This window comes from Aeromicrobium sp. WCS2018Hpa-31 (assembly GCF_031843905.1).
Classification (GTDB): domain Bacteria; phylum Actinomycetota; class Actinomycetes; order Propionibacteriales; family Nocardioidaceae; genus Aeromicrobium.
The window spans coordinates 71818-88144 of record NZ_JAVTJF010000004.1; the positions used below are offsets into that span (position 1 = coordinate 71818).

A 16327-nucleotide genomic window follows, 5' to 3' on the forward strand; every position below is an offset into this window, starting at 1 on the left:
GCACGAGTATGCCGGTCAGGCGTCGAGGAGTCCTGCCGTGACGCGCTCGAGGCGCGCTCCCCTCGATGCTTTCACGAGCACGACGTCTCCCGGCTCGAGCCACGCGCGGAGTGTGGTGAGCGCCACGTCGACGTCGGGCACCTCGCGGGCGCGGGCGCCGGCGCCCTCGGCGACCCCGCGGGCTCCCTGACCGACGGCGAGCACGAGGTCGAGGCCGGCGTCGGCCGCCGCCCGCCCGACCTCGACGTGCCGGTCGTGGGCCTCGGGACCGAGCTCGAGCATCTCCCCCAGGACCGCGACCCTGCGCGTGGCGTCGATCGTCCGCAGCGTCTCGACCGCGGCGATCACCGACTCGGGGTTGGCGTTGTAGGAGTCGTCGAGCACGACGACGCCGTCGGACCGCTCGAGCCGCTGGAGCCGCTGGGCGCTGGCGGAGCGGTAGTCCGTGAGCGCCTCCTCCTCGACCCGCTGGTCGAGGGCGGCGGCGACCGCGACGGCCGCCGCGAGGTTGAGTCCCTGGTGGGCACCGGGCAGCGGCACGTGGGTCGTCCAGCGTCGGCCTGCCCGTGCGAGCGTCACGTCCGGCTCGCCGCGCCCGTCCACGTGGACGCCGTCCAGGCGCACGTCGTCGGGGCCGTCGGCGGTCCGGCCGAAGTGCACCACGGCGGCACCGGCCGGCACGCGGGCCGCCATCGCGGCGACCCGCGCGTCGTCGGCGTTGAGCACCGCGACGCCGCCGGGCTGCAGACCCTCCACGATCTCGCCCTTGGCCACGGCGATGTTGTCGACCGACCCGAACTCGCCCACGTGGGCGCTGCCCACGTTCAGCACGACCGACACGTCGGGCGGCGCGATGCGGCACAGCCGGGCGACGTGCCCGACCCCACGGGCGCCCATCTCGACGACCAGGTAGCGGGTGTCGTGGTCGGCCCGCAGGACCGTGATCGGGACGCCGAGCTCGTTGTTGTAGTTGCCGGCCGTCGCGACGGTCGCGCCCGTGCGCCCCAGCAGGTGGGCCACGAGGTCCTTCACGCTGGTCTTGCCCTGGGACCCAGTGATCGCGACGACCTCGGCGTCGATCTCGTCGGCCACGTGGCGCGCCAGACGTCCGAGCGCGACCGTGACGTCGTCGACCACGACGGTCGGCGCCTCGACCGGCCGGGACCCGAGGACCGCGACCGCTCCCCCGTCGAGCGCGGACTGCACGAAGTCGTGGCCGTCGACGTGCTCGCCGGCCAGGGCGACGAAGAGGCCTCCGACCTCGACCGCCCGCGAGTCGAGGGTGGCCGGACCCGTGACCACGACGTCGCCGTCGCCGTGCACAACGCCGTCGACCACCTGGGCCACCGCGGAGAGGCTCATGGGGATCATGCGTGCTCCTCGATGAGGGTACGCAGCACGTCCCGGTCGTCGAACGGGTGCACCACGTCGCCGACCTCCTGGCCCTGCTCGTGTCCCTTGCCCGCCACCACGACGGTGTCGCCGAGCTCGGCGACGGACACGGCGTGGGCGATCGCGTCCCGACGTCCCGGGACCTCGACGACCGTGGCAGCGCCTCCGGAGGCCCCGGCGAGCACGGCGCGGCGGATCGCGGCAGGGTCCTCGGTGCGGGGGTTGTCGTCGGTGACGACCACGAGGTCGGCGTAGCGGGCCGCGACCTCGCCCATGAGCGGACGCTTGCCGTGGTCGCGGTCGCCGCCGGCGCCGATCACGACGACGAGCCGGCCCGCGGTGACCGGCCGCAGGGCCGTCAGGACCGCCTCGACGGCGTCGGGCTTGTGCGCGTAGTCGACGACGGCCGTGAAGCTCTGGCCGGCCTCGACCCGCTCCATGCGGCCGGGGACGCCCTGGCTGGTCTCGATGCCGGCGGCGAGCGCGGCCGGGTCGTGACCCACCGTCGCGAGGGAGGAGATGACCGCCAGGGCGTTCGCCACGTTGAACACGCCGGGCAGGGGGACGTGCAGCTCCAGCTCGAGGCCGTCGGGGCCGAGGACCTCCAGGTCCGTCCCGAGGCGGTGCGGGCGCACGTTGGCCGCGCGCCAGTCCGCGACCCGTCCCTCCGTCGAGAAGGTCGTGACCGGCAGGGAGGTCAGCTCCACGAGGCGCCGGCCGTGCTCGTCGTCGACGTTCACGACGGCGCGCCGGGCGTGCTCGGGGGTGAACAGGCTCGCCTTGGCGGCGAAGTACTCCTCGAGGTCGCGGTGGAAGTCGAGGTGGTCGCGTCCGAGGTTGAGGAACGTGGCGACGTCGAAGGCGAAGCCGTCGACGCGACCCTGCACGAGGGCATGGCTGGAGACCTCCATCGCGCACAGCTCGACCTGCTCCTCGCGCATGACCGCGAAGAGCGCCTGCAGGTCCGGCGCCTCGGGCGTCGTCAGCGCCGAGTCGGCCGCGATCCCCCGCACCCGGGTCCCGATGGTGCCGACGACCGCGCTGCGGACGGCGCCGACGGCCGACTCGGCCAGGTAGGTGCTCGTGGTCTTGCCCTGCGTTCCGGTGATGCCGAGGGTCGTGAAGGCCGTGGTCGGGTGGCCGTGGAACCAGGCGCTGAGCTCGGCGAGTCGCGACCGGGGTCCGTCCACGACGACCGTGGGCAGCGTGGGGAGGCGGGACGCACCCTCGGCGTCGGTCAGGACGGCGACGGCACCGGCGGCCTCGGCGGCGTCGACGAAGTCGGCCCCGTGCGCGCGGCCGCCGGGCAGCGCCGCGTAGAGGTCGCCGGGCCGCACCGTGCGCGTGCTGAGCGTGATGCCCGTGACCGGCGTGGCGTCCGCGGGCGTCCCAGGCCCCGGCACGCCGAGGTGGTCGGCCACGTCCGCGAGGGTGAGCGCCCGAACCTCCCTGGGCCGGGTCCGCATGATCGCCGTGGAGCCGTCGGAGTCCGTCACGATTCCAACGTAGCGACTCCCCGCCAGACCCACTCCCCTACCCACGGCCTCCGAAGGCACCGGCCCGCCGGTGACCCACCTCCGCGGCAAGCGAGCGCCAGCGAGCGCGGCCGAGCCGCACCGCGGTGAGCGAGCGCCAGCGACGGACGACTCACCTCCAACGGCAAGCGAGCGCCAGCGAGCGCAGCCGAGGCGGGCAGCGAGGAGCGAGCGCCAGCGAGCGGATCGCGCCAGAGCGCGAGGAACGAGCGCGCCCCGCCTACCATTCCTGCTCGACCTTCGGGCTCTTCGACCCGGTCGGCGTGACGCCGAAGCGCTCGAGCGCCATCGACATGATGTCGTGGAAGACCGGGGCGGCGGTGGAGCCACCGCCGGCGTTGCTGAAGGGCTTGTCGAGGACGACGTAGGTGACGAACCGGGGCTCGTCGGCCGGGGCGAAGCCGATGAAGGAGACGGTGTTCTGCCCGCGCACGTAGCGTCCCGTGACCGGGTTGACGCGCCAGGCGGTGCCGGTCTTGCCTGCGACGCGGTAGCCGGGGATCTGGGCGGCAGGGGCGGTGCCGTCGTCGGCCGTGACCGCCTCCATCATGCGGGTGACCTGGGCCGCCGCCTTCTTGGAGACCACGCGTCGGGTGGGCGTCTCCCGCGTCTTGGTGGTGGCGCCCTCCTGGTCCACGTACCCGCTGACGACCGACGGGTCGACCATGACGCCTCCGTTGGCGATGGCACCGACTGCTCGCACCACCTGCAGCGCGGTGACCGAGATGCCCTGGCCGAACGAGATGGTGGCGTGGTTGGCCTTGGTCCACTCGGCGGCCGGCTTGAGGATGCCCTTGGACTCGCCCGGCAGCTCCACGCCGGAGCCGACGCCGAAGCCGAACTTCCGGAAGTAGTCGTGCATGGTCTGGTTGTCCATCTGCTGGGCCGCGACGATCGTGCCGAGGTTGGAGGACTTCGCGATGACGCCGGCCGCGGTCAGGTTGATGGTGCCGTGCTTCCAGTAGTCGCCGATCGGGTACTTGTCGATCGTCATGCTGCCGGGGACCTTGATCTGGGTCTCGGGCGTGATCTTGCCCTGGTCGGCCAGCGCCGCCATGGTGACGGTCTTCAGCACCGAGCCCGGCTCGTACACGGTCTGGACGAAGCGCGAGACGGTGTTCCCGTCGTCGCGGGTCGAGGGCGTCTCGGGGTCGAAGGTCGGTGCCTGGGAGAGCTGGACGACCTGTCCGGTGCGCACGTCCATGGTGATGGCGAGCCCCCAGTCCGAGCTCGACGAGCGCACGGCGTCGGCCAGCCGCTGGTCGGCGTACCACTGCAGGTCCCGGTCGATCGTGGTCTTGACGTCCTGGCCGGGCTCCATCTCGACGACGGTGCTGTCGGCCATGGGGATGCGCTGACCGCTCGGTGACACCTCGTAGGTGGCCGAGCCGTCCTTGCCGGTGAGCAGGTCGTCGTACTGCCGCTCGATGCCCTGGACGCCGACCAGCTTGTCGGACTCCGTGGTCTGGCTCATGTAGCCGACGAGGTTGGCGGCCAGCTTCCCTCCGGGGTAGCTGCGCAGCGTCACGCTCTCGCCGAACACGCCGGTCAGTCCGGCCTTGCGGACGGCCTTCAACGCCTTGTCGGCCTTGGCCGCGGGCAGGTTCTTCTCGAGGACCACGTACTGGGTCTTCGGGGTGCGCAGCTTCTCGATCGTCTCGAAGTAGTCGATCCGGTCCTCGCCGAGCGAGGTCACGAGGATGCGAGCGATCCTGGGCGCCTTGTCCGCCGTCATCGTCGGGTCGGCGGTGAGGGTCAGACCGTCCACGCTCGTGGCGATCACCTCGCCGTTTCGGTCGAGGATGTCGCCCCGAGGGGCCGGGATCGTCGTCGTGTTCGTCCCGGCCTGGCGCGCCATGGCCGCGTACGCCTGGGCGTCGAGACCCTGGATCCAGAACAGCCGGACGCCGAAGAGGCAGAACAGGCTCACCACCAGGACGAGGCTGATGCGCAGCCGGGAGCGGGTCAGTCGTTGGCGCTTCATCGGTCCACCCTCGTCACGTTGCTGCGCGGTTCCGCCGGCTCGGGGTCACCGATGACCTCGCCGTCGCTGGGCCGCAGGAAGGCCGGGTTGGTGTTGGGCACCATCCCGAGGCGGATGGCTCGCTCGGCGAGAGCGGCCGGCGCCTGAAGACGGTCGACCTCGCGGCGGAGCTCCTGCTGCTGGACGCCCAGGGCGTCGGCGCGGGTCGACAGTCGGGCGATCTCGAAGGCCTGGGCCTGCAGGACCGTGCTCAGCAGGATCAGACCCACGAGTCCGGCACCCAGCACCGTCAGCACGACGACCACGAAGGGGGCTCGGCTCGCGCGGCTGCGCACGGGCGCGACGAGACGCAGCGGCAGGCTCGTGGGTCGAGCCTGCCGGGTGGTCCTCTGGCGCGGACGTGCCGCGTGCATCGTGCTCATGCCGGTCCCTCCCCCTTCACCACGTCGTGTCCTCTCATGCCGCGATCCGTTCCACGGCCCGCAGCCGCACCGAGCGGGCGCGCGGGTTCTCCGCGGACTCCGCGTCGCTCGCCTGCTCGGCACCCCGGGTGAGCTGGCGGAAGCGCGGCTCCAGCTCGGCGGGGACGACGGGCAGGCCGTGCGGGACCTTGAGCGTGGTGACCTCGGCCAGGGCCCGCTTGGTGATGCGGTCCTCGAGGGAGTGGTAGGCGAGCACGACAACCCGGCCGCCGACGGTGAGCGCGTCGAGGGCGGCCGGCAGCGCCCGGGCGTAGACCGCGAGCTCGTCGTTGACCTCGATGCGCAGCGCCTGGAAGGTGCGCTTGGCGGGGTGGCCGCCGGTGCGTCGAGCCGCGGCGGGGATGCTGTCGCGCACGAGGTCGACCAGCCGTGCGCTGCGCGTGAACGGCTCGGTGTCCCGGGCGGCGACGACGGCCTCGGCGATGCGCTTGGCGAACTTCTCCTCGCCGTGGACCCTCAGCACCCGGGCGAGCCGGTCGGCGGGGTAGGTGTTCAGGATGTCGGCGGCCGTCATGCCCACGCCCGGCGTCATCCGCATGTCGAGAGGGGCGTCCTGCGCGTAGGCGAAGCCGCGATCGGCGAGGTCGAGCTGCATCGACGAGACGCCGAGGTCGAAGAGCACGCCGTCGACGTGACGCAGGCCGGCGTCGGCGAGCACCTCGGGCAGCTCGTCGTACACCGCGTGCGCGTAGGTGACCCGGTCCTCGAACTCCGCGAGGCGGGCGCGAGCACGGCTGAGCGCCTCGGTGTCGCGGTCGACCCCGACGACCCGCAGGTGCTCGAAGCGGCGCAGCATCGCCTCGGTGTGCCCGCCCAGGCCCAGCGTCGCGTCGACGACGACCGGGGTCCGTCCCCCCGACCCCGTCGTGCCGTCCGACTCGATGGCCGGCGCCAACAGGTCGAGCACGCGGTCGAGGAGGACGGGGACGTGGCGGGCGTCCGGCCCGCCGGGCTCCTCGGTCGTCACGAGGCGCCTGCTGTCAGCGCGACCACGACGCCCAGGACCACGGCGATCGCCACGGACACGCCGGCGGAGAAGGCCATGAGGACAGCAGCGTCGGCGACCTCGTGACGGACACGGCGTCGTTGGTTCATCGCACCTCCTCGGGCGCTCGAGGGTCGGGGTGTGGCGGGGTGGTCGTGCAGGACATGGAGCGGGTGGTGGAGACCGTGTGGCCTGATCCCCGTCCGTACGGCTCTGGCACCGGGGAAGTGATGCCAGGACCGGACAGCCGGAGGTCGGACCCTGCGGGCTGGTCAGAAGATGCCGGGCATCACCTCGTCGGACATGTCGGAGAACTGCTCCTCCTGCGACGAGGAGTACTCGTCCCAGCGGCGGGCGTCCCAGATCTCGAGGCGGTCCATGGCCCCGACCACCGCGACGTCGCGCTCGAGCCCGGCCCAGCTGCGGAGCACCGGCGGGATGGAGATGCGTCCCTGCTTGTCCGGCACCTCCGACGAGGCCCCGGAGTAGAGCATCCGCACGAAGTTGCGGGCCTCGCGGTTCGTGAACGGCGTCTCGCGGATGCGGTCGGTGAACGCGCTGAACGAGTCGGTCGTCCAGCCGTAGATGCAGTTCTCCTGCCCGCGGGTCAGCACGATGCCGCCCTCGAGCCGGGGGCGGAACTTGGCGGGCAGGAACAGGCGGGACTTGTCGTCCAGACGCGGCGTGTAGGTGCCGAAGAAGTTGTTCGCATCGATGCCCACCTCCTTCCACCTCGCCCTCTGCGACGTGCCCCGTGGTGCGACCAACGCGCCACGAATGCTCCATTTCGCACCACAGTACCCCACACTCCACCACCGTCAAGCCGATTCGCCTGGTTTCGCGGCACCTTTCCGCCCGCCCTCTCCCCCGACGCCAGGACCGTCCGGCGCTGGGATTGCAGCGCTGGACCCGGAAGCGCGCTGGTCCGGGGTGTGCGGTGGAGCGTGGTGGAGCGACATCGGCCCCCACGGATGGCGCTCAGGCCTCGACGACCGGTCGAGGACGCACGAGACCCCGCACGCACGACGACGCCGGGCCCCGCGTGTGCGGGACCCGGCGTCGGGTGGTGGTGCGGGAGCCGGCGACTCAGCGTCGCGGGCTCGGGTGGGTCAGAGGTCGTCGCCCTCCTGGCGACGCTGCCAGCGCTCCTCCATGCGGTCGACGAACGACCCGGAGGGCTTGGGCGAGGACGGGCGCGAGGGCGCGGCGTCGGGCGACGCGGCCAGACCGTGGCGCCAGGCCGTGACGAAGAAGTAGGCACCGACCAGCATCACGAGGAACCCGGCGACACCGAGCCACGTGGTGGCGGTGACCGCACCGGCGAACATGACGCCCAGGCCCACCAGGAAGCCGAGACCCGCCAGGACGGCGATCTTGCGGTTGCGCGCCGCCTGCTTGGACCCGCGCAGCGTCGAGGCGAAGTCGGGATCCTCGGCAGCGAGGGACTGCTCGAGCTGCTGGAGCAGGCGGGCTTCTTCGTCGGAGAGTGGCACGGGGGCCTCCTGGTCAGGTGGAACTACGTCAAGTCTAGGCGGGCGATGATGTGCAGACCACCCGAGATCCCTGAGAACTCGCTGGACGACCGGACGAGTCGCTCGAGAGCGTACAGCCGCTCCCGCGCGCCGGGCTCGGTGTCGACCACCGCACTGGGCACGAGGTCGGCGAAGGTCCGCAGTCCCGACACGGAGGAGAGGGCGAACCCGGCTGCCTCCAGCTCGGCCGCGAGCTCGCTCTCGACGTACCGCCGGGGCCCCTGGGCGCGCAGGTCCCAGGTCCGCGCCGTCGAGCCGTGGATCGTGGCGGCACCGTCGAAGTCGCCGGTGATCGCGCGGGCGAGCACCGCTGCCGGCCGGCCGGCCACGACCACGCTCACCACGCCCGACGGGCGCAGGACGCCGGCGACCGCGGCCAGGGCCTCGGCGGGATCGTCGACGTACTCGAGCACGCCGTGCAGGACCGCGAGGTCGGTGGAGGCGGCGGCGACGTGCTCGCCCAGGTCGGAGGTGTCGGCCAGGACGCCGACCACGTGGTCCTGGACGCCGGCCTCGGCGGCCCGACGACCGAGGGACGCCAGGGCGTCGGGGCTGGGGTCCACGACGGTCACCCGGTGGCCCAGCGCCGCCAGGCGGACGGCGTCACCGCCGGTTCCTCCCCCGACGTCGAGCACGTCGAAGGGGCCCTCCCCCGGCACGGCCGCGATCGCGTCGAGGACCGCCTGCCACATGATCTCCTGACGCACCGGACGCATGGCGCCACTGTGTCACAGCGCCTCGGTCCGCACCGAGGCTCCTCGCGCATGACCTAGGGTGCGGGCATGGCGAGGATCGTGGTGGTCGGCGGTGGCTTCGCCGGCACCTCGCTGGCGGCGCGTCTCGCGAAGCTGCGGCACGAGGTGGTGCTGCTCGAGGCCTCCGACCGGCTCGGCGGTCGTCTGCGCGGTCACCGGGTCGGCGACGGCGTGTGGCAGCTCGACCCCGACACGTTCACCCTCCCGGGGGTGCTGCGGGACCTGTTCCGCAAGTCCGGCCGCCCCCTGGACGCCGCGCTGACCATCGAGACCGTCCCCGGGCGACGCCACGTGTTCGCCGACCGCACGGTGATGGACCTGCCCATGGGCCGACGGTCGGGCCAGGTCGACGCCTTCGTCGAGGCCTTCGGCGTCGACCCGTGGAGCCCCTGGCTCGACACGATGTCGGACCGTTGGGACACGGTGCGCCGACGTCTGCTCAACCAGGTCCCGGACGAGGACGCGCTAGACCGCTCCACCCGCCGGACCCTCGAGGCGCGGCGCACGCTGCGTCGGGAGACCCAGCGGGTCCTCGACGACCGGCAGCTGCGGCGCATCGTGCTGGACCCCGTGGTCCTGGCCGGCGACGACCCCCGTCTGGTGCCCGCCGCCGCAGCCGTCGTCCACCACGTGGAGAGGGGCTTCGGGCGGTGGGCCGTCGACGGTGGGATGCCGGCGCTGGCCGACGCCCTGACGACCCGCCTGCAGGAGCGTCGTGTCGAGGTCCGCCTGCACACCGCGGCCTCGGGGATCACCCGCGACGGGGGGTCCGTGACCGGCGTGACCACCGACGGCGGTCCGGTCGAGGCCGACGTCGTCGCCTGGTGCGCGCCGTGGTGGCCCGACGGCCTGCCGGAGCCGACGCTCCACCCGCGGATCCCGGCGCACCGCACGCTGGTGCGCCTGGCGGCGGACGCCCCCGACCTCCCCCGGGACGTGGCGGTCCACTCGGACCCGCCCATGCAGCTGTGGGAGTCCTCGCCCGGCTGCTGGACGATCACGCACCACAACGCCGAGGACCCCCTCGTCGCACTCGTCCGCGTGGGCGTCGACCTGCGCGAGCACGTCGTCGAGCGCCACGACCTGCGGCCGGCCGACCTGGTGCGTCTCGGCCACTGGGGCTGGCAGTGGAGGGGCTGGCGCACGATGCTCGAGCGACCGGGGCCGCGCCTGCCACCGGGTCTGCTCATGGCCGGGGCCCACGCCTACCCGGGCGGCTCCCTCGAGGAGATCGGTCTGGCCACCGAGGCCCTGGCCGAACGTCTCGGCCCCGTGCCCCGTCGTCCCGCCCCCTGAGGAGACCTCAGACCAGGCCCTCGCCCCGCAGGGTCTCGAAGATCTCGCGCGTCGCCTTGGACCGGTTGAGCGTGATGAAGTGCAGACCGGGGGCCCCGGCGGCCAGCAGGTCGCGGCACAGCTGGGTCGCGAGCTCGATGCCGCGCGTGCGCACGGCGTCCTTGTCGTCGGCGACCGGCTCGATGACGTCGAGCACCTCGCGCGGGATCTCCGCCCCCGAGAGCTCGGCCATGCGCGCGACCTGGCCGAAGTTCAGGATCGGCATGATGCCCGGCACGATCGGCAGGTCGCTGCCTCGCGCCCGCGTGCGCTCGACGAGGTCGACGTAGTCCTGCACGCGGAAGAAGAACTGCGTGATCGCGAACTCCGCGCCCGCCCGGTGCTTGGCGACCAGGACGTCGGCGTCCGGGTCGCGCCCCCCGGCGTCGGGGTGGCCCTCGGGGAAGGCCGCGACGCCGATCGAGAAGTCACCCAGGTCGCGCGCCAGCTCGACCAGCTCGATCGCGTGGTCCATGCCCCCGGGGTGAGGCTCCCAGGGCTCCCGCGGGCCACCCTTCGGGTCGCCGCGCAGCGCGAGGACGTGGTGGATGCCGGCGCTCGCGTACTGCTTGAGCACCTGCTCGATCTCCGCGCGGCTCTGCCCCACGAGTGTGAGGTGCCCGATCGCGCGGATCCGGGACTGCTCGGCGATGCGCGACGTCACGCGCACCGTGCGCTCCTGGCTCGTGCCACCGGCCCCGTAGGTCACGGAGACGAACGTGGGCTGGAGCGGCTCGAGGTCGGCGATGGTGCGCCACAGCACCTCCTCGCCCGCATCGTCCTTGGGCGGGAAGAACTCGAACGACACGCACGGGCGTGGGTGGCGGAGGTCCTCGAGCAGTGATCGCGAGGACGTGGGCGCAGGACCGTCAGTCACGGACCAACGGTATCGTCCGAACGGTGGGACCAGCCGACCTTGACCGATTTCGGGACGACGTCGCACGTGAGCTCTCTCGCTTCGGCGACGATCGGCGTGCGGCCCTCGTCTCGGTGGGCCCCGACCTGGCCCCCTTCCTCGACGCGGCGACCTCGTTCGTGGCCGGGGGCAAGCGGCTGCGGGCGGCGTTCTGCCGGGCCGGCTGGTTGGTGGCAGGTGGTGACCCCGACGACCCCGCCGTGGTCACGGCCTCCGCCTCGCTGGAGTGGCTGCAGGGCAGCGCGCTGGTGCACGACGACCTCATGGACGGCTCGGACACCCGCCGCGGGAACCCCAGCGTCCACCGCGCCTTCGAGGCGCAGCACCGGGCCGGGGGCCAGGACGCCGTGGGGGACGCCGAGCGCTTCGGCCTGTCGACGGCGGTGCTCCTGGGCGACCTGATGCTGTCGTGGGCCGACGAGCAGCTGCGCTCGTCCGGTCTTCCGCGCGTCCCGGAGGCGTTGCGCTTCCTCGACCTGTGCCGGTCCGAGGTCGTGGCGGGCCAGTACCTCGACGTCCTCGCCCAGACCCGTCCGACGGTGACGGTCGTGGAGGCCATGACGATCGTGCGGTTCAAGGCGGCCTCCTACACGGTGGAGCGGCCCCTGCACATCGGGGCGGCGCTCGCGGGCGCCGACGCCGACCTCATCGACGGGCTGAGCGCCGTCGCCCTGCCTCTCGGGCAGGCCTTCCAGCTGCGCGACGACGTGCTCGGGGTCTTCGGCGACCCCGCGGTCACCGGCAAGCCCGCCGGGGACGACCTCAGGGAGGGCAAGCGCACCGTCCTCGTCGCCCGGGCCACCGAGCTCGGCAGCGACGACGACCGCACCCTCCTCTCCCGCCTCCTCGGCACCCGCGAAGGGGTGGAGCCGCTCACCGAGCTGATGGTGCGCACGGGCGCCCTGGCGGCCGTCGAGCGTGACATCGCGCACCTCGAGGACGAGGCCGACGCCGCGATCACCGCGCTCGGCGACCACGCCCGGTCCGTCCTCGGCCCGCTGGCCCTGAGCGCGACCCGCCGCACCTCCTGACCCGCCAGGGGGTCCGGGCCGAACAGCAGAGCAGGACACGGGCGGCGGAGCACGTCCGGCGCGCGGGCGTTCTCTACACTCGTCGCAGGGTCAGCCGGCCCTGGGAGCGGACGTGAGGAGGTCCGGCGTGACGGTCATCCGCGACGACGCCCTCGTCGGACGCGTCCTCGACGGTCGCTACCGCGTGGGCGAACGGATCGCCCGAGGCGGGATGGCCAGCGTATTCCACGGCCACGACGAGCGGCTCGACCGCCCGGTCGCGATCAAGGTCATGCACGCCGGACTCGGCGACGACGACGAGTTCTCCCAGCGCTTCGAGCGCGAGGCCCGCGCCGCGGCCAAGCTGAACCACCGTGGCGTGGTGGCGGTCTTCGACCAGGGGCGCGACGGCGACGTCACCTACCTCGTCATGGAGTACGTCCCCGGCAGCACCTTGCGCGACGTCATGCGCGCGGAGACGCCGATGCCTCCCCTGCGAGCCCTGCACCTGCTGGCCGACGTGCTCACCGCGCTCTCGGCGGCCCACCGAGCCCACCTCGTGCACCGCGACGTCAAGCCCGAGAACGTCCTCATCACGCCCGACGGCGAGGTGAAGGTCGCCGACTTCGGCCTCGCGCGCGCCGTGAGCGCCGCGACCACCGCCACCGGCGGCACGCTCATCGGCACCGTCTCCTACCTGGCGCCCGAGATCGTGGTCAACGAGGGCGCCGACGCACGGTCCGACGTGTACGCGTGCGGCGCGCTGCTCTACGAGATGCTCACGGGCACCAAGCCGCACACCGGCGACTCCCCCATCCAGGTGGCCTACAAGCACGTGCACGAGGACATCGCCGCCCCGTCGGTGGTGCGTCCGGACCTCCCGCCCTACGTCGACGCCCTGGTCGCCCGCGCGACGGTCCGCGACCGCTCCCAGCGGTCGCAGGACGCCGGCGTGCTGCTGCGGCAGGTGCGTCTGGTCGAGCGTGCCCTGGCCGAGGGGCTCGACGACGACCCCGACCTGACCGCTGACCTGCGGCCCCGCCCGATGGCCGCCGACGAGGAGCCCACCCGTCCCGTCGACCTCGAGCACGAGGCACCGGACGGGGAGCTCACGGGCCCTATGACGCCGGCCGAGGCGAGTGACCTCGACGACGGTGGCGAGACCGTGCTCGTCGACCGCGAGACCGGTGAGGTCGTCGCGCGCGCCGAGCCAACCATGCGGTGGAGCAGCGAGACCTGGACCGACGACCGGACCGCGACGGCTGCCGCGGCACCAGGCCTCCACCCCGCCATGACCGCCGAGGACTACCAGCAGTCCCGCGACCAGGACCGCTCGAGCAGGAGGGGTCGCGTGCTGCTGGTCGCAGCGATCGTCGCCGCGCTGCTGCTGGCCGCGTTCGGCTACTGGCTGGGCGTGGGCCGCTACGCCGACACGCCCCAGCTCGTGGGCCAGGCGGAGGCCCAGGCCGCCGAGGAGGCCGAGGCCGCGGGCTTCACGCTCGACGTCACCCGTCGAGCGTTCTCCGAGACCGCCCCGCTCGGCACCGTGCTCTCCACCGACCCCGCGGCCGGCGACCGTCTGCTGCCGGGCGACACGATCCACGCCGTGGTCTCCAAGGGCAAGGAGCGCTACGCGATCCCCAACGTCCAGGGGCAGACCGTCGACCAGGCGCGCGTCGCGTTCGAGGAGCTGACGCTGCAGGTCGGCGACGTGACCGAGGCCTACAGCGAGAAGATCCCCGAGGGTCGCATCGTCCGCGCCGTGGACCAGAAGGTCGGTCAGCAGGTCAAGCGCGGCACCGTGATCGACCTCGTCGTGAGTCGCGGCCGGCAGCCGATCGACGTGGTCGACCAGACCGGGAAGTCCCAGGCCGACGCGGTGAAGGCGCTGGAGGACGCGTCCTTCGACGTGAACGTGACCCAGCGCTTCTCCGACGACGTCGACAAGGGCGTGGTCATCAGCCAGTCCCCGTCCGACGGCACCCGCTTCAAGGGCGACACGATCACGATCGTCGTCTCCCGCGGGCCCGAGAACGTCGACGTCCCCGACGTCATGGGCCGCCCCCGCACCGAGGCCGTGGCCGCCCTGGAGAAGGCCGGCTTCAAGGTCGACGTGAAGAACCGCATCCCCGGCGCCGACCGCGTCGTGTTCCAGGAGCCCGGCTCGGGCGAGGCCAAGGTCGGCTCGACCATCACGATCTACGTCTGACCTCGCGGTCGGGCACCGGTGTCGACGCCTGCGGGGGTCGTGGCCGACGCGCCCCGCGGACGTTTTTGGTGCACCCGTCCCAGTTCTACCCCTAGGCTGGGTTCGTGACCACCTCCGCCACGCCCCCCGCCTCCCCCGGACCCGCGACCACCCCTCGCATCGGTCCAGGTGACCGACGCGACCTCGGCCTCGTCAACCACGGCATCAGCAGCATCGCGGGCCGCGTCATCGGCGGCCACCGCCCGAACGTGTTCACCACGCTCGGGCGCCAGCGCCGACTGTTCCGCGCCTGGTTGATGTTCAGCGCGGCCCTCATGCCGTTCGGACGGCTCCCGCGCACCGAGACCGAGCTCGTCATCCTGCACGTCGCGACCTTGCGCGGGTGCGACTACGAGCTCGACCACCACCGACGGATCGGCCGCAAGGTGGGACTGACGCCCGACCAGGTCGAGCACGTCGGTGACGCCACGTGGGACGGCTGGACCGGGCGTCAGCGCGTGCTGCTGGACGCGACGGCGTCGCTGGTGCGCGACCGCGACCTCGACGACGCCACGTGGGCCCGCGTGCGCGAGCACCTCGACGAGGCGACCGCGATCGAGCTGCTCATGCTGTGCGGCCAGTACGACGCGCTCGCCACCACGCTCATGACGCTGCGGGTGCCGCTCGACGGTCGCTGACCGGCCGAGGGGTCGGTCAGCGCTCGCGCAGCATGTCGGCGACGAGGAACGCGAGCTCGAGCGACTGCTCGCGGTTGAGCCGCGGGTCGCACAGCGTCTCGTACCGCGTCGCCAGGTCCTCGGCCGACAGCCGACGCCCGCCACCGACGCACTCGGTGACGTCGTCACCGGTGAGCTCGACGTGCAGGCCACCGGGCCACGTGCCGAGCGAGCGGTGCACCTCGAAGAAGCCGCGGGTCTCGTCGATGACGTCGTCGAACTCCCGGGTCTTGTAGCCGGTGGACGCCTCGAACGTGTTGCCGTGCATCGGGTCGCACACCCACGCGACCTCGAGACCCGCAGCGGTGACCTTCTCGACGAGGGCGGGCAGGAGGTCGCGGATCTTTCCGGCGCCGAAGCGCGTGATGAACGTGACCTTGCCGGGCGTGCGCTCGGGGTTGAGCTTCTCGTAGAGCGCGATCGCGTCGTCGGCCGAGGTGGTGGGGCCGAGCTTGACGCCGATGGGGTTGGCGATGTGGCTCAGCAGCTCCACGTGGGCGCCGTCGAGCTGGCGGGTGCGCTCGCCGATCCACACGAAGTGGCCGGACACGTCGTACGGCTGCTCGGTCCGCGAATCGATGCGGGTGAGGGCGTGCTCGTACTCGAGGATCAGGGCCTCGTGCGAGGAGTAGAAGTCGACCGAGCGGAAGGCGTCGGGCTCCACGCCGATGGCGTCCATGAACGCGAGGGCGCGGTCGATCTCGCCGCCGACCTTCTCGTAGCTGACGCCGACCGGGCTGTTCTTGACGAAGTCCTTGTTCCACTCGTGCATCTGACGCAGGTCCGCGTAGCCACCGGTGGTGAAGGCACGGGCGAGGTTCAGGGTCGCGCTGGAGGCGTTGTAGACGTCGACGAGCCGCTGCGGGTCGTGAACGCGTGACTCGGGCGTGAAGTCGAAGCCGTTGACGGCGTCACCGCGGTACGCCGGCAGCGTGATGCCGTCACGGGTCTCGGTGTCGCGGGACCGCGGCTTGGCGTACTGACCACCGAGGCGGCCGAGCTTGACGACCGGCACGCTCGCCGCGTACGTCAGCACGACGGCCATCGACAGCAGCACCCTCAGCTTGTTGCGGACGTTCTCGGCGGTGACGCCCTCGAACGTCTCGGCGCAGTCACCTCCCTGCAGGAGGAAGGCCTCGCCGCGGGCCACGGCGGCCATCCGGTCGCGGAGGTCGTCGCACTCGCCGGCAAACACGAGCGGTGGCATCCGGCGCAACTGCCCGAGCGCACGCTCGCGCGCAGCAGGATCGGCATACGTGGGCTGCTGGGCAGCACCCATCGCATGGAGGTCGTCAAGGCTCGGAATGCTCACCGGTCAAGGATACGGGGACCCCGTCCGTGCCCACGACCACCCACGCACACGTGGACGACGCCCGCTCCGGGACGACACGCAGCCGGGTGGATCCCAGGTCGGCGACCTCAGCCACTACAAGTCGAGCGAAGCGAGACAGGCGGCTGGGCGGAGCCCAGGGCGGC

15 protein-coding genes are annotated in these 16327 nt (G+C 72.6%); 4 read left to right on the forward strand and 11 right to left on the reverse strand.

What is annotated here, in order from left to right; genetic code table 11:
- Positions 1-15: 15 nt before the first annotated feature.
- From murF to RQG84_RS05980, 9 genes are all read right to left on the reverse strand, one after another.
- Positions 16-1371 carry a UDP-N-acetylmuramoyl-tripeptide--D-alanyl-D-alanine ligase gene (gene murF / locus RQG84_RS05940; RefSeq protein WP_311209269.1) on the reverse strand — a complete coding sequence of 452 codons (1356 nt, stop codon included), beginning with the start codon at positions 1369-1371 and terminating at the stop codon, positions 16-18.
- Entirely contained in the window at positions 1368-2858 is a 1491-nt protein-coding gene (locus tag RQG84_RS05945) for a UDP-N-acetylmuramoyl-L-alanyl-D-glutamate--2,6-diaminopimelate ligase (RefSeq protein WP_311209465.1), read from the reverse strand. Before RQG84_RS05945 ends, murF begins: the two co-directional genes overlap by 4 nt.
- Before the next feature lie 289 nt (positions 2859-3147).
- Entirely contained in the window at positions 3148-4911 is a 1764-nt protein-coding gene (locus RQG84_RS05950; RefSeq protein WP_311209270.1) for a penicillin-binding protein 2, read from the reverse strand.
- The gene (locus tag RQG84_RS05955) at positions 4908-5333 is read right to left on the reverse strand and encodes a cell division protein FtsL (protein ID WP_311209271.1); all 426 of its coding nucleotides are present in this window, start codon (positions 5331-5333) and stop codon (positions 4908-4910) included. The genes RQG84_RS05950 and RQG84_RS05955 overlap by 4 nt, the downstream gene beginning before the upstream one ends.
- 34 nt (positions 5334-5367) lie before the next feature.
- On the reverse strand, positions 5368-6360 hold the full coding sequence (gene rsmH / locus RQG84_RS05960; protein ID WP_311209272.1) for a 16S rRNA (cytosine(1402)-N(4))-methyltransferase RsmH: 993 nt from the start codon (positions 6358-6360) through the stop codon (positions 5368-5370).
- A complete protein-coding gene (locus RQG84_RS05965; protein WP_255353829.1) occupies positions 6357-6488 on the reverse strand; it encodes a hypothetical protein in 132 nt (43 codons plus the stop codon). Before RQG84_RS05965 ends, rsmH begins: the two co-directional genes overlap by 4 nt.
- Positions 6489-6650: 162 nt before the next feature.
- Positions 6651-7100 (reverse strand): division/cell wall cluster transcriptional repressor MraZ, encoded by a 450-nt coding sequence (mraZ, locus tag RQG84_RS05970; RefSeq protein ID WP_250246796.1) that lies wholly within the window; start codon positions 7098-7100, stop codon positions 6651-6653.
- Positions 7101-7487: 387 nt separating this feature from the next.
- On the reverse strand, positions 7488-7871 hold the full coding sequence (locus tag RQG84_RS05975) for a DUF3040 domain-containing protein (RefSeq protein ID WP_055965740.1): 384 nt from the start codon (positions 7869-7871) through the stop codon (positions 7488-7490).
- Positions 7872-7894: 23 nt separating this feature from the next.
- Positions 7895-8626, reverse strand: coding sequence for a methyltransferase domain-containing protein (locus RQG84_RS05980; RefSeq protein ID WP_311209273.1), 732 nt, complete (start codon positions 8624-8626; stop codon positions 7895-7897).
- Positions 8627-8692: 66 nt separating this feature from the next.
- Between RQG84_RS05980 and RQG84_RS05985 the strand changes: the two genes are divergently transcribed.
- A complete protein-coding gene (locus RQG84_RS05985; protein WP_311209274.1) occupies positions 8693-9961 on the forward strand; it encodes an FAD-dependent oxidoreductase in 1269 nt (422 codons plus the stop codon).
- Between the two features lie 7 nt (positions 9962-9968).
- Here RQG84_RS05985 and metF read toward each other — a convergent pair whose 3' ends face one another.
- The gene (gene metF / locus RQG84_RS05990) at positions 9969-10877 is read right to left on the reverse strand and encodes a methylenetetrahydrofolate reductase [NAD(P)H] (RefSeq protein WP_055965733.1); all 909 of its coding nucleotides are present in this window, start codon (positions 10875-10877) and stop codon (positions 9969-9971) included.
- A 113-nt stretch (positions 10878-10990) separates the two neighbouring features.
- Between metF and RQG84_RS05995 the strand changes: the two genes are divergently transcribed.
- The 3 genes from RQG84_RS05995 to RQG84_RS06005 all read left to right on the forward strand — a co-directional run bounded on the left by RQG84_RS05995 (position 10991) and on the right by RQG84_RS06005 (position 14812).
- A complete protein-coding gene (locus tag RQG84_RS05995; protein ID WP_311209275.1) occupies positions 10991-11947 on the forward strand; it encodes a polyprenyl synthetase family protein in 957 nt (318 codons plus the stop codon).
- A 127-nt stretch (positions 11948-12074) separates the two neighbouring features.
- On the forward strand, positions 12075-14135 hold the full coding sequence (pknB, locus tag RQG84_RS06000) for a Stk1 family PASTA domain-containing Ser/Thr kinase (protein WP_311209276.1): 2061 nt from the start codon (positions 12075-12077) through the stop codon (positions 14133-14135).
- Positions 14136-14239: 104 nt separating this feature from the next.
- On the forward strand, positions 14240-14812 hold the full coding sequence (locus tag RQG84_RS06005) for a carboxymuconolactone decarboxylase family protein (protein ID WP_311209277.1): 573 nt from the start codon (positions 14240-14242) through the stop codon (positions 14810-14812).
- Positions 14813-14828: 16 nt separating this feature from the next.
- Here the strand turns inward: RQG84_RS06005 and RQG84_RS06010 are convergent, their stop codons facing one another.
- Positions 14829-16163 carry a class II 3-deoxy-7-phosphoheptulonate synthase gene (locus RQG84_RS06010; protein ID WP_396135248.1) on the reverse strand — a complete coding sequence of 445 codons (1335 nt, stop codon included), beginning with the start codon at positions 16161-16163 and terminating at the stop codon, positions 14829-14831.
- Between the last annotated feature and the right edge of the window lie 164 nt (positions 16164-16327).

Coding starts and splice junctions, on each gene's coding strand:
- murF (WP_311209269.1), bottom strand. CDS start 1,371: ATGATCCCCATGAGCCTCTCCGCGGTGGCCCAGGTGGTCGACGGCGTT.
- RQG84_RS05945 (WP_311209465.1), bottom strand. CDS start 2,858: ATGCGGACCCGGCCCAGGGAGGTTCGGGCGCTCACCCTCGCGGACGTG.
- RQG84_RS05950 (WP_311209270.1), bottom strand. CDS start 4,911: ATGAAGCGCCAACGACTGACCCGCTCCCGGCTGCGCATCAGCCTCGTC.
- RQG84_RS05955 (WP_311209271.1), bottom strand. CDS start 5,333: ATGAGCACGATGCACGCGGCACGTCCGCGCCAGAGGACCACCCGGCAG.
- RQG84_RS05965 (WP_255353829.1), bottom strand. CDS start 6,488: ATGAACCAACGACGCCGTGTCCGTCACGAGGTCGCCGACGCTGCTGTC.
- RQG84_RS05980 (WP_311209273.1), bottom strand. CDS start 8,626: ATGCGTCCGGTGCGTCAGGAGATCATGTGGCAGGCGGTCCTCGACGCG.
- RQG84_RS05985 (WP_311209274.1), top strand. CDS start 8,693: ATGGCGAGGATCGTGGTGGTCGGCGGTGGCTTCGCCGGCACCTCGCTG.